Source organism: Tepidiphilus succinatimandens (assembly GCF_006503695.1).
Lineage (GTDB): Bacteria > Pseudomonadota > Gammaproteobacteria > Burkholderiales > Rhodocyclaceae > Tepidiphilus > Tepidiphilus succinatimandens.
The window spans coordinates 32,139-54,725 of the sequence record NZ_SBIK01000012.1; the positions used below are offsets into that span (position 1 = coordinate 32,139).

The 22,587-nt window shown below is 65.4% G+C and carries 23 protein-coding genes and 2 tRNA genes; 15 read left to right on the top strand and 10 right to left on the bottom strand.

The window, feature by feature from the left end; translation table 11 throughout:
• The first annotated feature begins 29 nt into the window (after positions 1-29).
• Positions 30-731, top strand: a complete 702-nt coding sequence (phoU, locus tag EPD82_RS08310) for a phosphate signaling complex protein PhoU (RefSeq protein WP_206202249.1) — start codon at positions 30-32, stop codon at positions 729-731.
• A gap of 4 nt (positions 732-735) precedes the next feature.
• Here the strand turns inward: phoU and EPD82_RS08315 are convergent, their stop codons facing one another.
• Genes EPD82_RS08315 through EPD82_RS08330 form a run of 4 tightly spaced genes read right to left on the bottom strand, consistent with a single transcriptional unit; the run spans position 736 to position 4,663 of the window.
• A complete protein-coding gene (locus tag EPD82_RS08315; protein WP_141056385.1) occupies positions 736-1,008 on the bottom strand; it encodes an oxidative damage protection protein in 273 nt (90 codons plus the stop codon).
• A 21-nt stretch (positions 1,009-1,029) separates the two neighbouring features.
• Positions 1,030-2,430 carry an amino-acid N-acetyltransferase gene (gene argA / locus EPD82_RS08320; protein ID WP_141056386.1) on the bottom strand — a complete coding sequence of 467 codons (1,401 nt, stop codon included), beginning with the start codon at positions 2,428-2,430 and terminating at the stop codon, positions 1,030-1,032.
• Between the two features lie 14 nt (positions 2,431-2,444).
• Entirely contained in the window at positions 2,445-3,926 is a 1,482-nt protein-coding gene (pap, locus tag EPD82_RS08325) for a polyphosphate:AMP phosphotransferase (protein WP_141056387.1), read from the bottom strand.
• Positions 3,926-4,663, bottom strand: a complete 738-nt coding sequence (locus tag EPD82_RS08330; protein ID WP_141056388.1) for a 16S rRNA (uracil(1498)-N(3))-methyltransferase — start codon at positions 4,661-4,663, stop codon at positions 3,926-3,928. Before EPD82_RS08330 ends, pap begins: the two co-directional genes overlap by 1 nt.
• Positions 4,664-4,780: 117 nt before the next feature.
• Between EPD82_RS08330 and EPD82_RS08335 the strand changes: the two genes are divergently transcribed.
• Positions 4,781-4,857, top strand: a tRNA-Met gene (locus tag EPD82_RS08335).
• A gap of 49 nt (positions 4,858-4,906) precedes the next feature.
• On the opposite strand, the gene prmC is transcribed toward EPD82_RS08335, so the two are convergent.
• From prmC to hemA, 3 genes are read right to left on the bottom strand one after another with little or no spacing between them, the layout of a single operon-like run.
• Positions 4,907-5,776, bottom strand: a complete 870-nt coding sequence (gene prmC, locus EPD82_RS08340; protein ID WP_141056389.1) for a peptide chain release factor N(5)-glutamine methyltransferase — start codon at positions 5,774-5,776, stop codon at positions 4,907-4,909.
• The gene (prfA, locus tag EPD82_RS08345; protein ID WP_141056390.1) at positions 5,773-6,861 is read right to left on the bottom strand and encodes a peptide chain release factor 1; all 1,089 of its coding nucleotides are present in this window, start codon (positions 6,859-6,861) and stop codon (positions 5,773-5,775) included. The genes prmC and prfA overlap by 4 nt, the downstream gene beginning before the upstream one ends.
• Entirely contained in the window at positions 6,858-8,192 is a 1,335-nt protein-coding gene (gene hemA / locus EPD82_RS08350; protein ID WP_072247949.1) for a glutamyl-tRNA reductase, read from the bottom strand. Before hemA ends, prfA begins: the two co-directional genes overlap by 4 nt.
• Before the next feature lie 129 nt (positions 8,193-8,321).
• Here hemA and EPD82_RS08355 point away from each other — a divergent pair, with 129 nt between their 5' ends.
• From EPD82_RS08355 to EPD82_RS08365, 3 genes are all read left to right on the top strand, one after another.
• Positions 8,322-8,999: a response regulator gene (locus EPD82_RS08355; protein WP_141056391.1), complete on the top strand. Its 678-nt coding sequence runs from the start codon at positions 8,322-8,324 to the stop codon at positions 8,997-8,999.
• The gene (locus EPD82_RS08360) at positions 8,983-10,440 is read left to right on the top strand and encodes a sensor histidine kinase (RefSeq protein ID WP_141056392.1); all 1,458 of its coding nucleotides are present in this window, start codon (positions 8,983-8,985) and stop codon (positions 10,438-10,440) included. Before EPD82_RS08355 ends, EPD82_RS08360 begins: the two co-directional genes overlap by 17 nt.
• Positions 10,441-10,477: 37 nt before the next feature.
• Positions 10,478-10,553: transfer RNA gene (locus EPD82_RS08365), tRNA-Phe, on the top strand.
• 272 nt (positions 10,554-10,825) lie between these two features.
• Here the strand turns inward: EPD82_RS08365 and cadR are convergent.
• Complete coding sequence (gene cadR / locus EPD82_RS08370; RefSeq protein ID WP_037989410.1) at positions 10,826-11,245, bottom strand: Cd(II)/Pb(II)-responsive transcriptional regulator; 420 nt, start codon at positions 11,243-11,245, stop codon at positions 10,826-10,828.
• Between the two features lie 139 nt (positions 11,246-11,384).
• Here cadR and EPD82_RS08375 point away from each other — a divergent pair, with 139 nt between their 5' ends.
• On the top strand, positions 11,385-12,281 hold the full coding sequence (locus tag EPD82_RS08375) for a cation efflux transmembrane domain-containing protein (protein ID WP_206202250.1): 897 nt from the start codon (positions 11,385-11,387) through the stop codon (positions 12,279-12,281).
• 255 nt (positions 12,282-12,536) lie between these two features.
• Entirely contained in the window at positions 12,537-12,926 is a 390-nt protein-coding gene (locus tag EPD82_RS08380) for an EAL domain-containing protein (RefSeq protein WP_082438493.1), read from the top strand.
• A gap of 199 nt (positions 12,927-13,125) precedes the next feature.
• Here the strand turns inward: EPD82_RS08380 and EPD82_RS08385 are convergent, their stop codons facing one another.
• Positions 13,126-14,508 carry a heavy metal sensor histidine kinase gene (locus EPD82_RS08385; protein WP_141056394.1) on the bottom strand — a complete coding sequence of 461 codons (1,383 nt, stop codon included), beginning with the start codon at positions 14,506-14,508 and terminating at the stop codon, positions 13,126-13,128.
• Positions 14,509-15,192 carry a heavy metal response regulator transcription factor gene (locus tag EPD82_RS08390; protein ID WP_141056395.1) on the bottom strand — a complete coding sequence of 228 codons (684 nt, stop codon included), beginning with the start codon at positions 15,190-15,192 and terminating at the stop codon, positions 14,509-14,511. It abuts the gene before it with no gap.
• 155 nt (positions 15,193-15,347) lie between these two features.
• On the opposite strand from EPD82_RS08390, the gene EPD82_RS08395 reads away from it, so the two are divergent.
• The 8 genes from EPD82_RS08395 (at position 15,348) to EPD82_RS08430 (ending at position 22,469) form a co-directional block, all read left to right on the top strand.
• Entirely contained in the window at positions 15,348-17,162 is a 1,815-nt protein-coding gene (locus tag EPD82_RS08395; RefSeq protein WP_141056396.1) for a copper resistance system multicopper oxidase, read from the top strand.
• Positions 17,163-17,185: 23 nt separating this feature from the next.
• Positions 17,186-18,103, top strand: coding sequence for a copper resistance protein B (locus tag EPD82_RS08400; RefSeq protein WP_170210812.1), 918 nt, complete (start codon positions 17,186-17,188; stop codon positions 18,101-18,103).
• A gap of 51 nt (positions 18,104-18,154) precedes the next feature.
• On the top strand, positions 18,155-18,397 hold the full coding sequence (locus EPD82_RS12070) for a copper resistance protein B (RefSeq protein WP_206202251.1): 243 nt from the start codon (positions 18,155-18,157) through the stop codon (positions 18,395-18,397).
• Positions 18,398-18,424: 27 nt separating this feature from the next.
• Positions 18,425-18,721, top strand: coding sequence for a hypothetical protein (locus EPD82_RS08410; RefSeq protein ID WP_055424222.1), 297 nt, complete (start codon positions 18,425-18,427; stop codon positions 18,719-18,721).
• A gap of 11 nt (positions 18,722-18,732) precedes the next feature.
• Positions 18,733-19,272 (top strand): c-type cytochrome, encoded by a 540-nt coding sequence (locus tag EPD82_RS08415; RefSeq protein WP_055424221.1) that lies wholly within the window; start codon positions 18,733-18,735, stop codon positions 19,270-19,272.
• Entirely contained in the window at positions 19,269-19,736 is a 468-nt protein-coding gene (locus EPD82_RS08420; protein WP_141056398.1) for a DUF411 domain-containing protein, read from the top strand. The genes EPD82_RS08415 and EPD82_RS08420 overlap by 4 nt, the downstream gene beginning before the upstream one ends.
• Positions 19,737-19,915: 179 nt before the next feature.
• Positions 19,916-20,107: a DUF2933 domain-containing protein gene (locus EPD82_RS08425; protein ID WP_037989512.1), complete on the top strand. Its 192-nt coding sequence runs from the start codon at positions 19,916-19,918 to the stop codon at positions 20,105-20,107.
• Between the two features lie 4 nt (positions 20,108-20,111).
• Entirely contained in the window at positions 20,112-22,469 is a 2,358-nt protein-coding gene (locus EPD82_RS08430) for a heavy metal translocating P-type ATPase (protein WP_141056399.1), read from the top strand.
• Positions 22,470-22,587: the final 118 nt, after the last annotated feature.

Genomic DNA, 22,587 nt, shown 5'->3' on the forward strand with positions numbered 1-22,587 from the left:
ATAATGTCTGCACCGCCGCGAGGAAAGCTATGAAGACGATGGAAGAACACACGTTCCGCCCTTACGACCGCGAGCTCAACCAGCTGCGCCAGACCGTGCTCGAAATGGGCCGCGCCGTCGAGCGCCAGGTCGAGAAAGCCGTCGAGGGTGTGCGCAAAGGCGATCAGGCGCTCTTCGACGAAGTGCTGCAGACGGAGCGCTCGATCAACGAGGAAGACCGGCGCGTCTTCGAGCAAAGCGTCCAGCTCATCGTGCGCAACGCCCCGGCGGCCGCCGACCTGCGCCTGGTCATGTCCTCGCTGCAGATCAGCAAGGACCTCGAACGCATCGGCGACGAGGCGAAGAAGATCGCCAAGAGCGGCATCCGTCTCTATCAGGCCGCGCCCGCCTTCACCCCTGCAATCGAGCTCGAGCTCATCACGCGCACGACGCTGGCCATGCTGCATGCCTCGCTCGACGCCTATGCCCGGCTCGACGACAGCCAGGCCCAGGAAATCCTCGCCGACGATCGCACGGTGGATGCGATGTTCAAGGGAATCCTGCGCGAGCTCATCACCTACATGATGGAAGACCCGCGCACGATCTCGCATTCGCTGGAGCTCGTCTTCGTCGCCAAGTCTCTCGAACGCGTGGGCGATCATGCCAAGAACGTGATCGAGCAGGTGGTCTATCTCGTCGAGGGGCGCGACATCCGCTACACCCCCGAAGCGAAACCGCAGCCCCCCCAGTGATCGCCTATCGATCCGGCGGCACGTAGCCGGCGATCTCGTCGGCTCCCTCGCCGAAGAAATAGCGCTCCATCTGCTCCTGCAGGTATTTGCGCGCCGACGGCTCCATCAGGTTGAGGCGATTCTCGTTGATGAGCATCGTCTGATAGCGTAGCCACTCCTGCCACGCCTGCTTGGAGACGTTCTCGAAGATGCGCTTGCCCAGCGCTCCCGGCAGCGGCGGCCGCTCCAGCCCCTCGGCCTCTCGTCCCAGTTTCACGCAAAACACGGTCCTTGCCATCGATACTCCTTTCTCCACGGTTCAGATCAATTCTTTGACGAACACTTTCGAGCGGCGCTGATAGTTGTAGAGCTCGCGCTTGCGCCGCGGCAGGGCCTCGGGCCCCACCTCGCGAAAACCCCGCTCGAGGAACCAATGCGCCGTGCGGGTGGTGAGCACGTAGAGCCGCTCCAGCCCCATCGCCCGAGCGCGCGCCTCGATCCGGTGCAGCAGCTCCTCCCCGATCCCCGCGCGGCGGAACTCCGGGGCTACCGCCAGGCACGCCAACTCCGCCGCCCGTTCCTCGCTGAACGGATAAATGGCGGCGGAACCCACCACCACGCCGTCGTACTCCACGAGCAAGAAACGCTCGATCTCCTTTTCCAGCAGCTCACGGTCACGGCGCACGAGGGTGCCGTCGGCCTCCATCGGCGCGATGAGCGCGATGAGCGCCGGCACGTCCTCGGGCCGCGCGTCGCGGAAGCGGAAGATCGGATCGCGCGTCACCAGCGTTCCCACGCCGGCATGGGTGAAGAATTCGAGCAAGAGGCCGCCGTCGAGATCGCGGTCGATGAGATGCGCCCGCCCCACGCCACGGCGGACCGCCTCGAGCGCATGCGGCAGGTAGAGGTGCAAATCCTCCGTGAGCCCGCTCCCCTCGGCGAGCGCCCGGGCGGCCGCATCCGCCGTCACGGAGGAGACGAGCTTGCCCTGCGCGTCCAATAGCCCCGGCGCATCGCACAGGAAGACGAGTTTCTCCGCGCCGATCGCCACCGCTACCTCGGTGGCGACTTCCTCCATCGTGATGTTGAAGATCTCGCCCGAAGGCGAAGGCGCGAGCGGCGTGATGAGGACGACGTTCTCCTGCTCCAGGTCGGCGACGATCTCCTCGGCGATCACCCGTCGCACCGCCCCCGTGTATTGAAAGTCCACCCCGTCGATCACCCCCAACGGCCGGGCGGTGATGAAATTTCCCCCCGTCACCCGCATGTAGCTGCCCGCCATGGGCGTGTTGGGCAAGCCTTGCGAGAGCTTGGCCTCGATCTCGACGCGGGTGACCATCATCGCCGCCTTGACGCACTCGAGCGCAGCCGCATCGGTCACCCGCATCCCCTTGTGGAACACCGGCGTCAGGCCGCGGCGCGCCATCTCCGCGTCGATCTGCGGCCGGGCACCGTGCACCAGCACCAGGCGAATGCCCAGCGCCGCGAGCAGGTTGCAATCGTAGGCGAGCCGCTGCATGCGCTCGCCCTGCGCCACCTCGCCGTCGAAGGCGATCACGAAGGTCTTGCCGCCAAAGGCGTGGATGTAAGGGGCGGAGTGGCGCATCCAGCCGACGAAAGCCGCAGCCGAACCGTCTTGCAGCGACACGGGCGGAGAAACCTCGGGAATGCGCTCTTCGGGCAGCCCGCTGCGCCCCGCCTGCTGCCTGTGCCCGTCCATTTCCCTACCCCCTTTCACAACGACGCCTCCAGACGCTCGCACAAGGTGTGCAGCACCTTGACCCGCGCATAGTATTTGTTGTTCGCCTCGACCAGCGTCCACGGTGCGATCTCGGTGCTCGTGCGCTCGATCATGTCGCCCACCGCCAATTCGTACTGCGGCCACTTCTCACGGTTGCGCCAATCCTCCGGCGTGATCTTGTAGCGCTTGAGAGGATCCTGCTCGCGCTCGCGAAAGCGCCGCAATTGCTCCTCGGAGTCGATCGCCAGCCAGAATTTCACCACCACGGTCCCGTTTTCGATCAGCTGCTCCTCGAAATCGTTGATTTCGGCATAGGCCCGCATCCAGTCGGCCGGCGCGCACAGCCCCTCGACCCGCTCGACCAGCACGCGCCCATACCAGGAACGGTCGAAGATCACCACCCGGCCGTGCCCCGGCATCCTGCGCCAGAAGCGCCACAGATAAGGCTGGGCGAGCTCCTCGTCGGTGGGGGCGGCGATCGGAACCACCTGATAGCGCCGCACGTCCAGCGCCGCCGTCACGCGCCGGATCGCTCCTCCCTTGCCGGCCGCATCCATTCCCTCGAAGACCACGACCAAGCTGCGCTTGGCGAAACGCGCGTCGCGCACCAAGGCATCGAGCCGTCCCTGCAGCTCCTCCAGCCGACGCTCGTACGCCCTCTTTCCCATCGGCTGCTGGAGCGTGAGTGCGCTCACGGCGTTGGGACGCTCTTCGAGATCCGGCACAAGGACGAGGGGCGGCGCGCCCCTCTCGCCGCGCTCGACGGCCTCGAACTTGCGCTGCCAGGCGCCGGCGAGCGTCTCGCCCACGAACACCGCCCGGTAGCGGTCGTCGGCCCCATCGACCAGCACCCACGGCACCACGCCGGTGCTCGTGTGCCGGATGGCGGCGGCAGCCGTCTGTACATATTCATCGTAGTGTTCGAGATAGCGCCAGTCCGACTCCCGCACCCGCCAGCTGGTGCGCTCGTCCTTAGAAAGTTTCTCCAGGCGGCGTTTCAATTCCTTGGCAGAAATGTGAAACCACAGTTTCAGCAGCAGCACGCCCTCGGCCGTCATCATTTCCTCGAAGCGGCGCACCCGCTCGAGCGCGGCTTCGAAGGCGCTGCGCTTGCTGCGCCCGGTCGCCCGGGACTCGATGATGTCGGCGTACCAGTTGTCGAAGAAGACCCCGATGCGCCCGCGCGGCGGCAAGCGGCGCCAGAAACGCCACATGTAGGGCCGCTCTTCCTCCTCGGAACTCGGGCGGTCGATCGCGTGGCTGTCGAGGTGCCGCGGATCGAGCCATGAATTGAGCAGGTTCATCGTCTCGCCCTTGCCCGCCTTGTCGACCCCGTTGATGAGGATCAGCGTGGCGAAGGAGCGCTCCTGCACCAGGCGGTATTCCAGATCGAGCAACTGCAGGCGCACGGCTTCCGAGCGCTCGCGATACGTCTCCTTGTCGAGGCGATGACCCAATTCCACGTTCTCGAACATCAGCGCTCCCCCCACAGGGCCTGCATCATCGCCAAGGCCGCGGCTGCAGCCGTCTCGCTGCGCAGGACCCGCGGCCCCAGGCCGATGCGCTCGATGCCGAGCCGTCCGGCCTCGTCCAGCTCCTCTTCGCTCCAGCCGCCTTCGGGCCCGACGATCACGGTCACGCTGCGCTCGGGCGCCGGCAGACGGGAAAGCGCAACGCCCCCCGGCGCGAGCAGCCAAAGGCAAGCCTCGGGGCGCGCTCCCCGCGCTTCCTCGATCCAGTCCCGCCAGCGTCGCGGCAGCGTCACTTCCGGCACCGCCGTGCGGCCGCACTGCTGCGCCGCGGCCACTGCCACCTGTTGCCAATGCGCCTGCTTGCGCGCCCCCCGTTCGAGCGCTCCCCCCGTCTGGGTGCGCGCCGTCAGGAGCGGCACGATGCGCGCCGCCCCCAGTTCCACCGCTTTCTGGATCGCCCAGTCCATGCGCTCGGCCGGCAGCAGCGCCTGCCCCACCGTCACCGAAAACGGCAATTCCCGCGAGACCGGATCGAAGGTTTCGAGCCGCACCCGCGCCGCATCGCCTCCGGCAGCCTCCAGCACGCCCCGCCACTCGCCGCCGCGCCCATCGAATACCACCACCGGCTCGCCCGCACGCAGCCGCAGCACGCGCAGGGCATGATGGGCCGCGGCAGGCGGCAGCGGCACCTGCGCGCCAGCCTCGGGCACGAGATCGGGAACGAAGAAACGGGCAACCATGGCGTCGCATTATACGACGCCCCTTGCCCCTCCCCGGAAGCGCGCGCCGCGCAATCTTCGCAGTGCACAAAAAATGCTTGACTCCGCCCGGGAACCGGCTATAATGTGCAAATCGATCGCGGGGTAGAGCAGTCCGGTAGCTCGTCGGGCTCATAACCCGGAGGTCGCAGGTTCAAATCCTGCCCCCGCAACCAATCGAAAGGCCTGCCCCTGCGGCAGGCCTTTTTGTTTTCCCCTACGTCACTACCCTCGCTTCCGTCGCCGCCCTCCGCTCACCCGCTCGTGCCCGGCCAGATCCTTCCAGCTCTGCACCTCGAGAAAGCCCGCATCGAGCAGCAGCCCCCGCACCTGCTGCGCCTGATCCCAGCCGTGCTCCAGCAGCAGCCAGCCGCCCTCGGCGAGGTGGCGCGGCGCCTCGGAGACGATCGCCGCGATCGCTTCCAGCCCGGTTTCTCCGGCAACCAGCGCCTGGCGCGGCTCGAAGCGCAGGTCGCCCTCTTCGAGGTGGGGATCGTCCTGGGCGAGATAGGGAGGGTTGGAGACGATGAGGTCGAACGTCTCGCCCGGGCCGATCCGGGAAAACCAGTCGCTCTCCATGAACGACACGCTCGCTTTCAGGCGAGCGGCGTTTCCCATCGCCAGGCCGAGCGCCTCGGGCAAGGCGTCCACCGCCAACACTTCCGCCTGCGGCAGCTCCAGCGCCAGGGTGATGGCCACGCAGCCGCTGCCGGTGCCCAGATCCAGGATGCGCGGCGCATGCCCCGGCGGCAGGGTGAGCGCGAGCGCGATCGCCACCTCCACCAAGGTCTCGGTCTCCGGCCGCGGGATCAAGACCGAAGGCGTGACGCGAATGCGCCGCCCGTAGAATTCCCGCTCCCTGACGAGATAGGCCACCGGCACTCCCGCCGCGCGCCGCTCCACCAAGTCGACGAAGCGCTGCAGCACCTCCGGCGGCAAGGGGCGCTCCGGCCACGCCGTGAGCTTGGTCGAACTCCAGCTGCTGGCGTAGCTCAGCAGGACGCGCGCCTCCAGCGCCCCGATGCGGGCGCGCGCCCAGGCGAGCGCCTCGCCCACCGTCGCCTCGGGCGGCAGGGCCGACGGAGCCGCGCTCATGCCTCGCCCTCCGTTTCCAGCTCGCGCAGCCGCTCCTGCTCGTATTCGAGGCGCAGCGGCTCGATGAGGGGATCCAGATCCCCCTCGAGCACGGCATCGAGCTGGTAGAGCGTGAGATTGATGCGATGGTCCGTCACCCTGCCCTGCGGGAAATTGTAGGTACGGATGCGCTCGGAGCGATCGCCGCTGCCCACCAGGCTCTTTCTTGCCGCAGCCACCGCTGCGGCCTGTTCGTCCCGCTGCCGCGCCTCCAGCCGCGCCGCCAGCACCGCCATGGCCTTCGCCTTGTTGCGATGCTGCGAGCGGTCGTCCTGGCATTCGACCACGAGCCCCGTGGGCAGGTGCGTGATGCGCACCGCCGAATCGGTCCGGTTGACGTGCTGCCCGCCCGCGCCGCTCGCGCGGAAGGTATCGATGCGCAGCTCGGCAGGATCGAGCCGCACCACCGCCTCCTCGTCCGGCTCCGGCAGCACCGCCACCGTGCAGGCCGAAGTATGGATGCGCCCCTGGCTCTCGGTGGCCGGCACCCGCTGCACCCGATGCACGCCCGACTCGAACTTGAGCCGGCCATAGACCCCCCGCCCCTCCAGCCGCACGATCACCTCGCGATACCCTCCCAGGTCGGACTCGCTCGCCGAGAGGATCTCGCTGCGCCAGCCCCGGCGCTCGGCGTAGCGCAGATACATGCGCAGCAAGTCCGCCGCGAAGAGCGCCGCCTCCTCGCCGCCCGTCCCGGCGCGGATCTCGAGGAAGGCCGGCCGGTCGTCCTCCGGATCGCGCGGCGTGAGCGCCTCGGTGAGCGCATGCTCGCTCTCGGCCAGCCGCTCAGCCAACCGCGCCTTCTCCTCTTCCGCGAGCGCGCGCAGCTCCGGATCGGCCATGAGGGCCTCGGTGGCGGCCAGCTCCTCTTCCAGCGCCCGATGGCCGCGCCACAGCGCCACCACCGGTTCGAGTTCCGCCCGCTCCTGCCCCAGCCGGCGCAGCTGCTGCGGATCGGAAGCCACCGCCGGATCGAGCAGCGCCCGGTCGAGCTCCTGCAGACGTTCCTCCATGCGTCGCAAGCGTTCGCGCAGACGTTCCCTCATCCCCGTTCCCCCCGCGGCACCGCCAAAGGCAGGGATTCTTCCTGTGCCGCGTCCTCCTCCCCATCTTTTGCCGGCGGCGTGCCTTCTTCCAGCGCGAAGAGCCGCGGCAGGGCCGCGAGCAGCGCCTCGCGCTCGGGCTCGGCCGCCTCCTGCAAAAAGCGCGTGGGCGCGTGCAGCCACTTGTTCATCAGCCCATGGCTCAGGGCCATGAGCACCGCCTCGGGCGATTCGCCTCCATGCAGACGGCGCAAGGCCCGCTGCAGCTCCGCCTCGCGCAGCGCATCGGCCCGCTCGCGCAGGCGGCGGATCCACGGCACGATCTCGCGCGAGCGCACCCAGGCCATGAACTCGGCCACCCGCTCCTCGACGATGCGCTCCGCCGCCACCAGCGCCTGCTGCCGCGAGGCAAGCCCCGCCTGCACGATCTGCGCCAGGTCGTCCACCGTATAGAGGAAGACGTCGTCGAGCTCACCCACCTCCGGCTCCACGTCGCGCGGCACGGCCAGATCCACCATCACGAAGGGCCGGCGCCGGCGCTTTTTCAGGGCGCGCTCGACCATCCCCAGGCCGATGAGCGGCAAGGGACTGGCCGTGCTCGAGACGACGGTGTCGAATTCGGGCAAGATCTCGGGCAGGTCTTCGAGCCGCCCCACCCCCGCGCCCAGCGGCTGGGCGATCGCCTCGGCCCGGGCGAGCGTGCGGTTGACCACCATCATCCGCCTGGGCCGGCCGGCGGCGAAGTGCGTCGCGCACAATTCGATCATCTCGCCGGCGCCGACGAAGAGCACCCGCTGCTCCGATACCGGCCCGAAGACGCGCTCGGAGAGCTTGACCGCCGCCGCGGCCATGGAGACCACGTTCGCCCCGATCGCCGTGCCCGAACGCACTTCCTTGGCCACCGCCAAGGTGTGCTGGAAGAGTTTGTGCAGATGCTTGCCAAGGGTGCCCGCCGCCTGCGCCGCCCGCACCGCGTCCTTGAACTGCCCCAGGATCTGCGCCTCGCCCAGCACCATGGAATCCAGGCCGCTCGCCACGCGAAAAACGTGACGCACCGCCGCCTGGTCGATATAGGTGAAGAGGTGCGGCGCCACTTCCGGCAGCGGCGTGCCCTGACGGGCGGTGAGCCAGGCCACCACCGGCTCCGCCTCGCGCGCCGCCACGTAGAGTTCGGTGCGGTTGCAGGTGGAGAGGATGGCGGCTTCCGACACGCCGGCCACGCCGCCGCACAGCTCCTGCAGGGCCGGCACCACGCGCTGCGGATCGAACGCGAACCGCTCCCGGATCGCGATCGGCGCCGAATGGTGGTTCAGACCCAAGGCATAGAACGGCATGAGCGCGCGAGATGGAGATCCGAAGAAAGGAATCGATTATATCACCCGCCCCGACCCCACCCTTGACGGCGGGCGGCAGGGCACCCACAATGCCAACGAAGCCTCCCTCGCTCCACGGAGAACGCCCGCATGCGCATCCTCATCGTCGAAGACGACGCCGTCATCGCCCAGGGACTGGCCCGCGCGCTCAGGCAATCCGGCTGCGCCATCGACACGGTGATGAACGGCCGCGAGGCCGACGTGGCGCTGCACACCACCCCCTACGACCTCGTCATCCTCGATCTCGGCCTGCCGGGACTGCCCGGCATCGAAGTGCTGCGCCGCCTGCGCGCGCGCAAGAACACCACCCCCGTGCTCATCCTCACCGCCCAGGACGGCATCGAAGACCGCGTGCGCGGGCTCGATGCCGGCGCCGACGACTACCTCACCAAACCCTTCGCGCTCCCCGAGCTGGAAGCCCGCGTGCGGGCGCTCACCCGGCGCTCGCTCGCCGCCCCGCCGGTGGTGGAAGCCGGCAAGCTGCGCTACGACCAGAGCGCCCGGCGCGTCTGGCTCGACGGCACCCCGCTCGAACTCTCCGGCCGGGAACTCGCGCTCCTCGAATACCTCATCACCCGCCCCGGGCGGCTCGTGAGCAAGGAACAGCTCGTCGAACACCTCTGCGGCTGGGGCGAGGAAGTCTCCACCAACGCCATCGAAGTCTACATGCACCGGCTGCGCAAGAAGATCGAAGGAAGCGGCGTACGCATCCAGACGGTGCGCGGCCTCGGCTACAGCCTGGAGCCCAGCGATGCTTCCCTGGCGTAAGCGCACGCCCGACGGCTCGCCCAACTCCGTCTTCGGCGAGATCCTCGACTGGCTCCTCGCCCCGCTGCTCTTTCTCTGGCCCTTCTCCATCATCGTCACGCACCAGGTGGCCGACCGCATTGCCAACCGCTCGTTCGACCACGCCCTGGGCGAACAGGTTCAGATGCTCGCGCGTTTCGTGACGATCGACGGCGACCGCGTCCAGCTCAACCTGCCCGCGCCGGGCCGCATCCTCTTTCGCTCCTCGGCAAGCGACGTCGTCTTCTTCCAGGTCCGCACCGACGAAGGATTCGTCGGCGGCGACGCCGAGATCCCCGCCCCGCCCCGCCCCTGGCTGCCCGACGGCGAAGTGCGCTGGCGAGACGACGTCGTGGCCGGAGAACCGGTACGCGTCGCCGCCCGCATCGACCGCCGCCCCGGCCCCGAGCAGCCGCGCTTCGTCATCGCCCAGGTAGCCGAGACCCTCAACAAGCGCCGCGAGCTCGCCTCCGACGTCGTCACCGGCGTGCTCCTGCCGCAATTCGCCCTGATTCCGCTCTCGGTCGTGCTCGTCTGGTTCGGCCTCACCCGCGGCATCGCCCCGCTCGCCCGCCTGCAGGTGCGCATCCGCCAGCGCCGCCCCACCGACCTCTCGCCCATCGCGCCCGAGAGCGTCCCCGAAGAAGTGCGCCCCCTCATCGTCGCCTTCAACGACATGATGGCCCGTCTCGAAGAAAACCTCCAGGCCCAGCGCCGCTTCATCGCCGACGCCGCCCACCAGATGCGCACCCCCATCACCGGCCTGAAGATGCAGGCCGAGCTCGCCCTGCGCGAGCGCGACCCGCAGGCGCTGCGCCAGGATCTCCAGCGCCTGCACGGCGCCGCCGAACGCGCCGCCCACCTCATCCAGCAGCTCCTCACGCTGGCGCGCGCCGAATCGAGCTCGGAGACGGTACACCGCATCGAACGCCTCGACGTACAGGAACTGCTGCGCGACGTCGCCCTCGAGCTCTACCCCAAGGCCCAGCACAAAGCGCTCGAGCTCGGATTCGACGAAAGCGAAGGGCGGCTGGAAGTCGAGGGCAACCGCCTCATGCTGCAGGAACTCTTCAAGAACCTGGTCGACAACGCCATCCAATACACCCCGCCCGGCGGCAGCGTCACCCTGCGCGCGCTAGCCCGCGGGGATTCGGTCGACGTCGAGATCGAAGACACCGGCATCGGCATCCCCCCCGCCGACCGCCCCCGCGTCTTCGAGCGCTTCTACCGCGTGCTCGACACCGGCGTCGACGGCTCCGGCCTGGGCCTTGCGATCGTGCGCGAGATCGCCGAGATGCACCGCGCCGACGTCAGCCTCGAACCCAACCCCCACGGCCAGGGCACGCTCGCCCGCGTGCGCTTCCCCCTGCCGGCACGAAGCCCCGCCCGGCAGGACGAGCGCCCCCGCGCCAAGGATGATTGACTTTCTCTTTCCCGCCGCTATAATGGCGGTCTTCGGCGGCCAGGTAGCTCAGTCGGTAGAGCAGCGGACTGAAAATCCGCGTGTCGGTGGTTCGATTCCGCCCCTGGCCACCAAAACCCAAAATCCCAACCCTTATCGGTTGGGATTTTTTTGCCCTGAGCGCCAGTGTTGGCGCGGTTCCGGCCCGTTGCCTCGTGAGCGCTGCACCGCCAAACGACGCCGTTTCGGAGTACTTCTCGCCTCTCTGCTGCCGTTTTTCTCTGCTGGGCTCGTGAGCGTTCACCGAGCCAGAGCCAGCACTGGCGCGGGTTTCCGGCTTCCGGGTTGCGATTGTGAATTGGTCGGCCGTTGGTTACCGAATCTGCACTGCTCACCTCGTCTTGCATCAAGGTACGGCGAGCTCGGCGGCAGATACTGGTTGAGACAGTTCGCACAGGATGCCGCACTGTTCGGCGCTTCTGCCTTCGGAACACATTTCCCTCAAGGATCTGAGCTGCTGCTCAAGTGCGCTCAGTTCCTGGATACGCACCGCGACCTGCTCGATGTGTGCCTCAAGAACACGGTTGACCTCACTGCAATCTTGGGTTGGCACGTTCTTGAGGCGCAACAGCACACGAATCTCGTCGAGCGTCATGTCCAGCGAACGACAGCGGCGAATGAAAAGCAAGCGTTCGACGTGCGCGTCGCCATATAAGCGGAAATTGCCCGCGCTCCGGGACGGGGGCGGCAGGAGTCCTTCCTGCTCATAAAAGCGAATCGTTTGAATCGGACACCCGGTTTGCCGGGCAAGCGCTCCGATCTGCATAGCTGCAACCCCTTTTTATCATCGACTTGACTCTATAGTAGCTATAGAGTGTTAAATCTCAAAATACCCTCCGGATGCTTGCTGGTTTCTGCAAGAGCCTCGCCGGATCAGGAACGAGAAGAATCAAGGACCAATGACTATGACTGATGAATGCCAGAAATCCTGCGGATGTGCGTCCGAGCGGAAGGCGGAGTCCATGACGGGTGCCACGCCGACCGGGACGGGAAGGATGAGTCTGTTCTCGGTGCCGAAGATGGACTGCCCTTCGGAGGAGCGCATGATCCGGCTCGCGCTCGAGAATACGAGCGGGCTGGCCGCACTCGAGTTCGATCTTGGCAAGCGCGAGTTGCGTGTTTTTCACGACGGCCCCGTCGAACCCATTGCAAGCAAGCTTGAAAGTCTCGGCTTGGGCGCCCGTCTCATTGCGTCAACTGAATCGAATGGCCCGCACACTGTCGATGGGCAAAGCGACAGCCAGCCGTCCTCCGAGCAAGAGTCTCGCACTCTCAAATGGTTGCTTGCCATCAACGCCGCCATGTTTGTCGTCGAAGTGACGATCGGGTGGATTGCGCAGTCCACGGGGCTCATGGCTGACTCACTGGACATGTTCGCGGATGCCGCCGTCTACGGGCTCGCGCTCTACGCCGTCGGCCGTCCTACCGGGCACCAGCTGAAGGCGGCGCGGTTGTCAGGCTGGCTGCAACTGTTGCTCGCGCTCGGCGCAATGTCCGAGGTGCTGCGCCGCTTCGTCTTTGGTAGCGAGCCCGAGCCACCGCTCATGATGGGGATCGCGCTCGTTGCGCTCATTGCAAACGTTACCTGCCTTGTCTTGATCTCCAGTCATCGAAAAGGCGGCGCTCACATGAAGGCAAGCTGGATTTTCTCCACGAACGACGTGCTGGCAAACCTGGGGGTGATCGCGGCCGGGGCGTTGGTCGCCTGGACAGGATCGCGTTACCCCGATTTGGTGATTGGCTCGCTCATCGCGCTGCTGGTATTGAACGGTGCGCGGCGCATCCTGCGCCTCGGTGCCTGAAGCAGCGAGCGCGGGACATGCCGCCCCGGCAATATCAACGACTGAATTCCCGCCCTGGAATTTCACGCTGCGCTGCCCAATCCAATGGCAAGGCTCGCCGGATCAGGCGCTCCAGCACAAGCCCGACTGCCTTTTCCACCACGCACGCCTCGACGATGTCAGGTGCAAGCCGGGTCAGTTGCGCGATCCGACTTGCATGCCCCCGGTCAATGCTCTCGGCTGCCGCGATCTCGGTGATGGAGGGTCACGCGCGCCCTGACCTCGGCCGGGTTTGCGCTGTCCATCGATGATTTCGGCACCGGGTATTCCTCACTGGCTTACCTCAAGCGATTTCCCGTTCATAAACTGAAGATCGACATCTCGTTCGTGCGGGACATGCTGACCGATCGCAACGATCTCGCCATTGTGTCCGCCATCGTTGCCATGGCGAAGAGCCTCGGCCTCAAGACCCTGGCCGAAGGTGTGGAAGAGGCAGCGCAGGCGGAACACTTGCTGGCATTGGGTTGCGACGAAGCACAGGGGTATTACTTCGCCCGTCCGGAGCCGGCCGAGGTTTTCGCGCGCAGGTGGTTGCAAAGCGCATGTCCGAGTCATGATCTCGGTCAGGACGTGGATCGCCAAGAGCAAGGCCACCTCGGTACATGACGGCAAAGCCGCTCCATGGCACCGGGCCCCGGCGCATGATCACGCCCTCGAGTTCTCTCAAACTCTTCGTAGCGTTCACGCTGATCCGTGATCGGGAGCCGTCAGCCCGGTCGGTTCAACAGCGATCGGGGCCATTGCCTCTGCGAAAGCGCACAGACCAAAGGCACTTGGGCTGGCTCGCCCCAACTGCTTCACCTCATCAGGTTCCGCCTGGGAACTCCAGGCAGAACCGGGTCCTGCCCTGCGCGGACGTCACGCTGATCGATCCTCCATGGGTTTGCATAATGGCGCGGGTAATCGCCAATCCCAGCCCTGCGCCGTCGGTTTCCGGATGTGACCGCGATGGGTCAGCACGGTAAAACCGATCGAACAGGCGCGGCAGTACCCTCGGGTCGATGTCCTCGCCGGTGTTCTCGACGCTCACCCGGGTGGCTTGGGAAGACTGGCTGATCTCGATCGTGACCTCGCCATGTGGCGGGGTGTGGCGCAGCGCGTTCGAAAGCAGATTGCTCAGGGCACGGCGGAACATCAAGCGATCACCGACGATCTCGCCCTCACCACGCTGAGCCAGTCTGACGCCCTTCTCCTCGGCGACCGCCTCATAGAACTCGATCAGGGCGTGCGTTTCCTCGGCTGCCGAGAAACGTTCCCGGTTCGGCAGCATCATCCCGCGTTCGGCCTTGGCCAGGAACAGCATATCGGACACCATGCGGCCCAGACGCTGCAGTTCCTCGGCATTGGAAGCCAGAATCTCCCGGTAGGTATCGGCATCCCGCCGGGTAGCCAACGCGACCTGGGTCTGGGTCAGCAGGTTGCTCAGGGGGGTGCGCAGCTCATGCGCCAGATTCGACGAGAACTCCGACAGTCGCGTGAACGCGTCTTCCAGCCGGTCCAGCATCTTGTTGAGTTCGTGAGCCAGATCGGCCATTTCGATGGGTACCGCCTCGACGGGCATGCGCTGGTGCAGCTGCTGGCTCGTGAGCGTGGTGGCTCTGGATTTCATGGCACGCAATGGCGCCAGCCCCTTGTACGCGGCAAACCAGCTCAGCAAGCCACAGATGACGATCGTCACGACGGCATAGGTCATCAGGGTGCGCCGCAACTCCAGCATGAACCGTGTGTGATGCGCCGTGTCCATGGCAACGAGGATGTCCAGCCGCGTCGTTGCGTCATAGGCTGGAATAACCCGGACAAGCATCCCGCGAAACGCCTGCCCTTCGTCGGCCCAATGGATCAGCGCGTCGTTGCCGTTGCCTTCATCCGCCGGTGACAGTTCGCGCGGGAGGCGAAATCCTTCGGACTGGAAGAGCGTTTCACCTTTCGAATCATGGACGCTGACGTACAGCCCGTGATGGTGGCTCAATGCCTCACGCAGCAGCCACTTGGCGTCCTCGGCCGAATTGGATCGCGCCAAAATATCCTCGATCAGGTGCTGCTTGTCCTGCAGCGCCATGTGATCCAGCTCGATGAAATGCCGCTCGGATGCAGCGATGACCAACAAGGCCAATCCAAACACCACAGCCGCAGCCGCCAACGTAAAGAAGAGGGTGAGCCGGGTCGTCAGTGACAGGGAGCGAAACATTCAGTGCTCCTCCGGCGCTTCCAATACGTAACCCATGCCACGTACGGTGTGGATCAGCTTGACCTCATGCCCATCATCGATCTTCGCGCGCAAGCGCCGGATGGCCACCTCGATCACATTGGTGTCGCTGTCGAAATTCATGTCCCAGACCTGCGAGGCGATCAGCGAGCGGGGCAGGACCTCGCCATGACGGCGCATCAGCAGTTCCAGCAAGCCGAACTCTTTGGCCGTCAGTCTGATTCGTCGCCCGCCGCGTGAAACGCGTCGGCGCAGCAGGTCCAGTTCGAGGTCGGCCACGCGCAGCACGGTGCTCTCGTTGCCACTGCGCCCCCGGCGCAGGATCGTGCGCACGCGGGCCAGCAATTCGGCAAAGGAGAAAGGCTTGACCAGATAGTCGTCCGCTCCGAGCTCAAGGCCTTTGACCCGGTCTTCCAGCTGATCGCGTGCGGTCAGGAACAGCACCGGCATCTGCAGGCCGCGATGGCGCAAGGACTGGAGTACCTGCCAGCCGTCGAGGCCGGGCAGCATCACATCCAGGATGACCAGGTCGTACTCGCCCTGCAAGGCCAGGTGCAGACCGTCGGCGCCGTCCTGCGCCAGATCAACCACGAAACCCGCTTCGCTCAAGCCTTGACGCAGGTACTCGCCCGTTTTGGGCTCATCTTCAACGATCAGTATTTTCATGAGGGTGCTCCGCCATATCGAATAGCCGCTAGTGTGACGATTTTGGGCGCACCTGACACGATGATAACAAAAATGTAATCTGACAGACAGCTTCCTAACAGGGGTGGCCCTCTAGCATGTCATCCACGAAATCAGCAATTCATTGCGAGGAGCCCATGCCACCCTTGAGACCGTTTCATTCACCGTTGCCGTTGGTGCCCGCTCGGCGGCGTTTCGTGCGCGGCTTGGTCGCTGGCGGCGTCATGATCGGCCTGTCACCCTGGCTGCGTGCTGCGGCACAGGGGCTGGCCGACACGCGCACGGGTGCAGCGCCCGTGCTCAGCGGCACGAATATTGACCTGGTGGTCGCCGAATCGCCGGTCAACTTCACCGGCACACCAAGGATGGCGACCACCATCAACGGCTCCATCCCGGCGCCGACGCTCAAACTTCGGGAAGGCGACACGGTCACCATCCGCGTCACCAACCGCCTGCGCGAAGCCACGTCGATTCACTGGCACGGGATCATCCTGCCCTACCAGATGGACGGGGTACCCGGTATCAGTTTTCAGGGCATCCCCCCGGGCGAAACCTTCACCTACCAGTTCCGTCTCGAACAAACCGGCACCTACTGGTATCACTCGCACTCCGGCATGCAGGAGCAGACCGGCATGTACGGGGCGTTGATCGTCGAGCCGCGTGAGGCAGACCCTATCCGCGCCGACCGGGACTACGTGGTGCAGCTGTCCGACTGGACCGACGAAGACCCCATGCGGGTGCTCGCCAAGCTCAAGGTGCAGAGCGACTACTACAACTACCACCAGCCGACGGCCATTGACTTCTTCCGCGACGTCGCCGACATGGGGCTTTCCCGCGCACTCGACAAGCGTGCGATGTGGAACCAGATGCGGATGAACCCGACCGATCTGGCCGATCTCTCGGGGGCGACATTGACCTACCTGATGAACGGCGTCACCCCTGCCGGCAATTGGACTGGCCTGTTCCGGCCGGGCGAGCGCGTGCGTCTGCGGTTCATCAACGGCGCGGCCAACACCTTCTACGACGTGCGCATCCCGGGGCTCAAGATGACGGTGGTGCAAAGCGACGGGCAGAACGTCGAGCCCGTGACCGTCGATGAGTTCCGCTTCGGGCCGGGCGAGACCTACGACGTGATCGTCACGCCCCGAGAGGACGCCTACACGATCTTCGCGCAATCGATGGATCGAACCGGCTTCGCCCGCGGCACGCTCGCGGTGCGCGAGGGCTTGAGCGCCGCCGTGCCTGCGCTCGATCCCGTCGAATGGCTCACCATGGCCGACATGATGGGCGCGATGGACCACGCGGCGATGGGCCACGACATGCCGGGCATGAAGCACGACATGTCCGGCATGAACCATGGCGCGATGGCCATGGATCACGGCCAGCACGCGATGCATGGCATGACCGGCGGCGCGATGGCCAAGCCCAGCGCCACGGTCCGTCACGCACGCACGGAATACGGCCCAAGCACGGATATGCGGGTGGACATGCCGCGCACCAATCTTGACGATCCGGGCATTGGCCTGCGCAACAACGGCCGGCGCGTGCTGACGCTGGCGGATCTCAGGACGATCGGTGGTCCTCTCGACCCACGCGGGGCCGAGCGCGAGATCGAGCTGCACCTCACCGGCAACATGGAGCGCTATACCTGGTCGCTCGACGGCCTCGAGTTCGGCAAGAGCACGCCGGTGCACCTGAAGTACGGCGAGCGGGTGCGCGTCATCCTGCACAACGACACGATGATGACGCACCCGATGCATTTGCACGGGATGTGGAGCGAGGTGGAAACGCCCGACGGGCAGTTCCTGGTGCGTCGCCACACCATCCCGGTTCAACCCGCGCAGCGCGTCAGCTTCCTCGTGACCGCCGACGCCCTGGGTCGCTGGGCCTGGCACTGCCACCTGATGTTGCACATGGACATGGGCATGTTCCGCGTGGTGGTCGTGTCATGAAACTGATCAAAAGAAGATTCGCCATGAAACCCTGTTCTCTCTTCACTGCGGCGCTGGTGTTGCTCGGTGCGGCACCCGTCTGGGCGCAAACAACAATGGAAGGCGGCGGCCATGCCGGGCACCCGGGCACGGCTCCAGCCCCAACGCGAGCCGAATCGCCGGCGAGCGCCACCATGGACCACGGCAGCATGAACATGCAGGGCGGCCCCGCCCCCGCCGATGCCCGTGATCCGCACGCGTATTCCAATGGCTTGACTTTGGAGTCGGGCCCTTACGCACTCCCCGGGCCACGGCAACTTCGGCTGTCCGATGAACATGCGTTCGGCAGCGTGCTCCTCGATCGCCTGGAGCGCGTTTACACGAAGGACGGGAACGCGACCGCCTATGACGCGCAAGCCTGGTTCGGCGGCACCTACGACCGCCTGGTCCTCAAGGCCGAGGGTGACGTCGCCAAAGGCAAACTGGAGGAGGCACGCACGGAGGTCCTGTGGGGCCATGCGATCGCCTCGTACTGGGACACCCAACTCGGGGTGCGGCAGGACAGCGGCACGGGGCCTGACCGGACCTGGCTCGCTGTGGGCATCCAAGGGCTCGCCCCGTACTGGTTCGACGTCGATGCCACGGCCTACGTCGGCGGCGCGGGACGCACGGCACTGCGCCTGTCGGGCGAGTACGAGCTCCTGCTCACCCAGCGCCTGATTCTGCAGCCCCGCATGGAAGTCAATCTGTATGGCCGGCGCGATGAAGCGCGTGGCCTGGGAAGTGGGCTGGCCGATGCGGCGGCAGGCCTGCGCCTGCGTTACGAGTTCTCGCGCCAGTTCGCGCCCTACGTCGGCGTCGAATGGGCTGGCAAGTTCGGACAGACCGCCGATTTTGCGCGCGCCGAAGGACAGCGTACCCGGGAAACGCGTTATGTGGCGGGTGTGCGGCTGTGGTTCTAGAAGCCGCCACGCGCAACTCCGATCTTATTCACCAACCCTAAGGAGAAACCGATGATGAAGAAAACCCTGAGCGTTTTGATGCTGAGCGCCTTGCCTGTGTTGGCGCTGGCCGGTGGGGACCATCAGGGCGGCCATGGCATGGCCGGGCATGATTATGAGATCAACCGTCAATTTGCTCCCTATCTTGGGATCGAATGGAAGGCAAAATATGGCAAAACGGCCAGCCTTGCTCGACGGGAAGGTTTGGAGGCCAGGCAGACGCGTGTTGTCGCCGGTTTACGGTTTTGGTTTTAAGTCAATATTGGAAAAGGAGTCGATGAAATGAAAACGTTCGTTACCGTTGCGGTTTTGTTCCTCAGCGCTGGGCTTGCTTCGGCGCACGATCCCAGTCAGCATCACTCTGGTGCGAATCGAGCAGAACCGGATTGTTCGATGATGCAGCAAATGCACTCCGGGAGTGACCGTGACGACCCAGTGGTGCAGGCGATGATCGCACGTTGTGCGGAGATGATGAAAGAGGAGCATAGGAAGATGATGATGCCGCATGGGATGCAAGGAGCGATGCCGCAAAATGGGATGATGGATGGCGAGATAACGCAACCGCATGGTCACCAATGAGGGGGGGAGTGATGCAGCGCTGCTTGCGTGGGTTCGGTTTCGCACTCGTCGTGGTGGCTGTGGTGGCAGGATGGGTGCTCTACTCTGGCAGGGTATCGGTGGCGGCCGATGAGCCCCATGCTCAGTGGCTCTACCACCTGCTGGAGTGGGTGCGGGAACGCTCGATCGCACAGGCTTCACGTACGATCGAGGTACCCAAGGATCTCGATGCACCCCAGCGGTTGCTGGCGGGGGGAGCCGATTACGATGCGATGTGTGTCGGTTGTCACCTTGCGCCTGGTATCGCGGAAAGCGACTTCACGTTGGGACTCTATCCAACCCCTCCCAAATTGACGGAACCCCGAGCAACCTTGCAGGGTCTGAGCGAGGAAGCAGCAGCGCGACGGGATTTTTGGATCATCAAACACGGAATCAAGGCATCTGGTATGCCAGCGTGGGGAAAAACGCACGATGACGAACGGATTTGGAACATGGTGGCTTTCCTCAAACGGTTGCCGGATCTCAATGAGAATCAATATCGAATTTTGACCAGTCGTCAAGGAGACCGATGATGATACGGCGTGTCTTTATGGGTTTGGCGCTTTCCTTTCTTGCTACTTCTTCTTTCGCTTCCGGGAAAGAGTTTGCTGAGGAGTCGCCGCTCGTCAAGGTGTGGAAAAGCCCGTATTGCGGTTGCTGCAAAGAGTGGATTGCCCATATGCAGGCCAACGGGTTCCAGGTTCAAACGTTCGAAGTGGGCAATAGTGAGGTTCGGAGTCGTCTCGGTATGCCCATGCGTTATGGTTCGTGTCACACCGCCGTCGTTCAGGGTTATGTGATCGAGGGCCATGTTCCTGCTGCCGACGTCAAACGGCTGCTCGCGGAGAAGCCGAACGCGCTGGGCTTGGCGGTGCCGGGCATGCCCATTGGTTCACCCGGCATGGATGGTGTCGCCTACGGAGGACGCCGTGATGCCTACAAAGTCTTGCTGGTTGGGAAAGACGGAGCAGCGCAAGTTTTCGGTTCTTATCCGTGAAGAAACCATGCACTGACCGTGTGCCGATTGGATCCATGAGGCGCAGCAGCGGTCTTGCAACCTGGAACAGGAGGCCGGCGCCGACCGCGCCGATCCTCGATGAAGGGAACACCGCGATGAACGCGACTGACCAAGAACACCTCCACGACACGCGCGGCCAGTCCGGCCTGAATCGGCGCATGAGGACCGCGTTGCTGATGGTTGCCCTCATCGGCGGCTTCTATCTGCTGCGCGAGCACTGGATCCATGTCGCAGGCAATTGGGTGTACCTGTTGCTGCTGGCGTGCCCGCTGATGCACCTGCTGCATGGCCACGGTGGCGATGGCGGGCATGGTGCGCCGCCCGACAAACCCGCCAACAGGGAGGCGTAAAGTCATGGACCTGCGATCAGACCACGAACACCGCCAACACGCCCACGACCACCCGAGCGCACTGCAGTGGGCCGAAGGTCTGAAGGACCCTGTCTGCGGCATGGACGTGACCGCGCAGTCCGAGCACCACGTCGAGCACGCAGGCCGACTCTTTTACTTCTGCAGCGCCAAGTGCCGGGCGAAGTTCGTCGCCGAGCCGGCGCGCTATGCCTACAGCGGCCATGAGCCTTCGTCTGTCGAAGCGCCGGCGCTGGCGGCAGGCACGATCTACACCTGCCCCATGCACCCCGAGATCCGGCAGGATCACCCCGGCTATTGTCCGAAGTGCGGCATGGCGCTGGAGCCGGTGCTGCCGGATCTCGAAGGAGAAGAGAGTCCCGAGCTGCGCGATTTCCAGCGCCGCTTCTGGTGCACCCTGCCGCTGACCGTCATGGTCACTGTGCTTGCCATGTTCGGCCACCAGTTGCATTGGTTCGAGGCGCGCACACAGACCTGGATCGAACTCGTTCTGTCCCTGCCCATCGTCCTGTGGGCGGGTCGGCCGTTCTTCGTGCGCGGCTGGCAGTCCGTGGTCCATCGCAGCCCGAACATGTGGACCCTGATCGCGCTGGGCACCGGGGCGGCGTTCGTCTACAGCGTGGCGGCGACCGTGGCCCCACAACTGTTCCCGGACTCGTTCGTGTCCATGGGACGGGTCGCGGTGTACTTCGAGGCGGCGGCGGTGATCATTTCCCTGACCCTGCTGGGGCAGGTACTGGAACTCAAGGCGCGTTCGCAGACCTCGGCCGCCATCAAGTCCTTGCTCGGACTGGCCCCCAAGACCGCCCGGCGCCTTCGCGACGATGGCACGGAAGAGGACGTGCCCCTGACGCACATCCATGTCGGCGATCGGCTGCGCATTCGACCCGGCGAAAAGGTTCCGGTAGATGGTACGGTAATCGAGGGCAGCAGCGCTGTGGACGAATCGATGCTGACGGGGGAGTCCCTGCCCGTGACCAAGCGGGTGGGCGACAAGGTCATCGGTGGGACGCTCAATACCAGTGGCGCGCTCGTCATGGTCGCCGAACGTGTCGGCTCGGCGACCATGCTGTCCCAGATTGTGCAGATGGTGGCGCAGGCGCAGCGGTCCAAGGCGCCGATGCAGCGCATGGCCGATGTCGTGGCGGGCTATTTCGTGGTCGCGGTGGTGTCCATCGCCGTGCTGACCTTTTTTGCCTGGGGCCTGTTCGGGCCGGAACCGCGTTGGGTTTTTGGCCTCATCAACGCCGTGGCTGTGCTGATCATCGCCTGCCCCTGCGCGCTGGGCTTGGCCACGCCCATGTCGATCATGGTGGCGACCGGGCGAGGGGCTACGCAGGGGGTGCTGTTTCGCGATGCCGCCGCGATCGAGAAAATGAGCCAGGTCGATACCCTGATCGTCGACAAGACCGGCACATTGACCGAGGGCCGGCCGCGCTATCAGACGACGATCGCAGCCGAAGGCTTCACCGCCGGCGAAGCCTTGCGACTGGCTGCCAGCCTCGACCAGGGCAGCGAGCACCCGCTGGCGGAAGCCATCGTCACGGCCGCGCGCGAGCAGGGCCTGGTGCTCTCACGCGCCGAGGAGTTCGACTCGCACTCAGGCATCGGCGTGCGCGGGCGCGTCGATGGACATGCCGTGGCACTGGGCAACACCGCGCTGATGGAACAGCTCGGTGTGGACGTGCGGCCATTGGCCGAGCGGGCGGAGGCGCTGCGCGGTGAGGGTGCCAGCGTGATGTATCTGGCCGTCGATGGCGTGCTCGCCGCAGTCCTGGCCGTCGCCGACCCGGTGAAGAAGACCACACCGCAAGCGCTGGCGTCGTTGCGCGCGGAGGGCTTGCGCGTCGTCATGGCCACGGGCGACGGTCTGACCACGGCCAAGGCCGTGGCGGCGCGCTTGGGCATCGATGAGGTGTATGGCGAGCTCAAGCCCGCCGACAAACTGCAACTGGTGGAGCGGCTGCAGCGCGAGGGGCGTATCGTTGCGATGGCTGGTGACGGCATCAATGATGCCCCGGCCTTGGCAAAGGCCGACGTCGGTATCGCCATGGGCACCGGCACCGACGTGGCGATGAACAGCGCACAGATCACGCTCGTCAAGGGTGACCTGCGCGGTATTGCGGTGGCGCGCGCCTTGTCAGTGGCCACGGTCCGCAACATGAAGCAGAACCTGATGTTCGCCTTTCTCTACAACGCACTGGGCATTCCCATTGCGGCCGGCGTGCTGTATCCGCTCACCGGTTGGCTGCTTTCACCGTTGATCGCCGCCCTGGCGATGAGTCTCAGCTCCGCATCGGTGATCGGCAATGCGCTGCGTTTGCGCGGCGTCCGTCTTGTCTGAACACGAGGATCGTCGCGCGTGCCGTGGTGGGTGCTGGTTGCACTCCCAGATCGCTGGGTCTGTCGTATCGGTTGCCACCCGACGTTGGACACCTGATCCCTATCGAGGCCTGGAATGC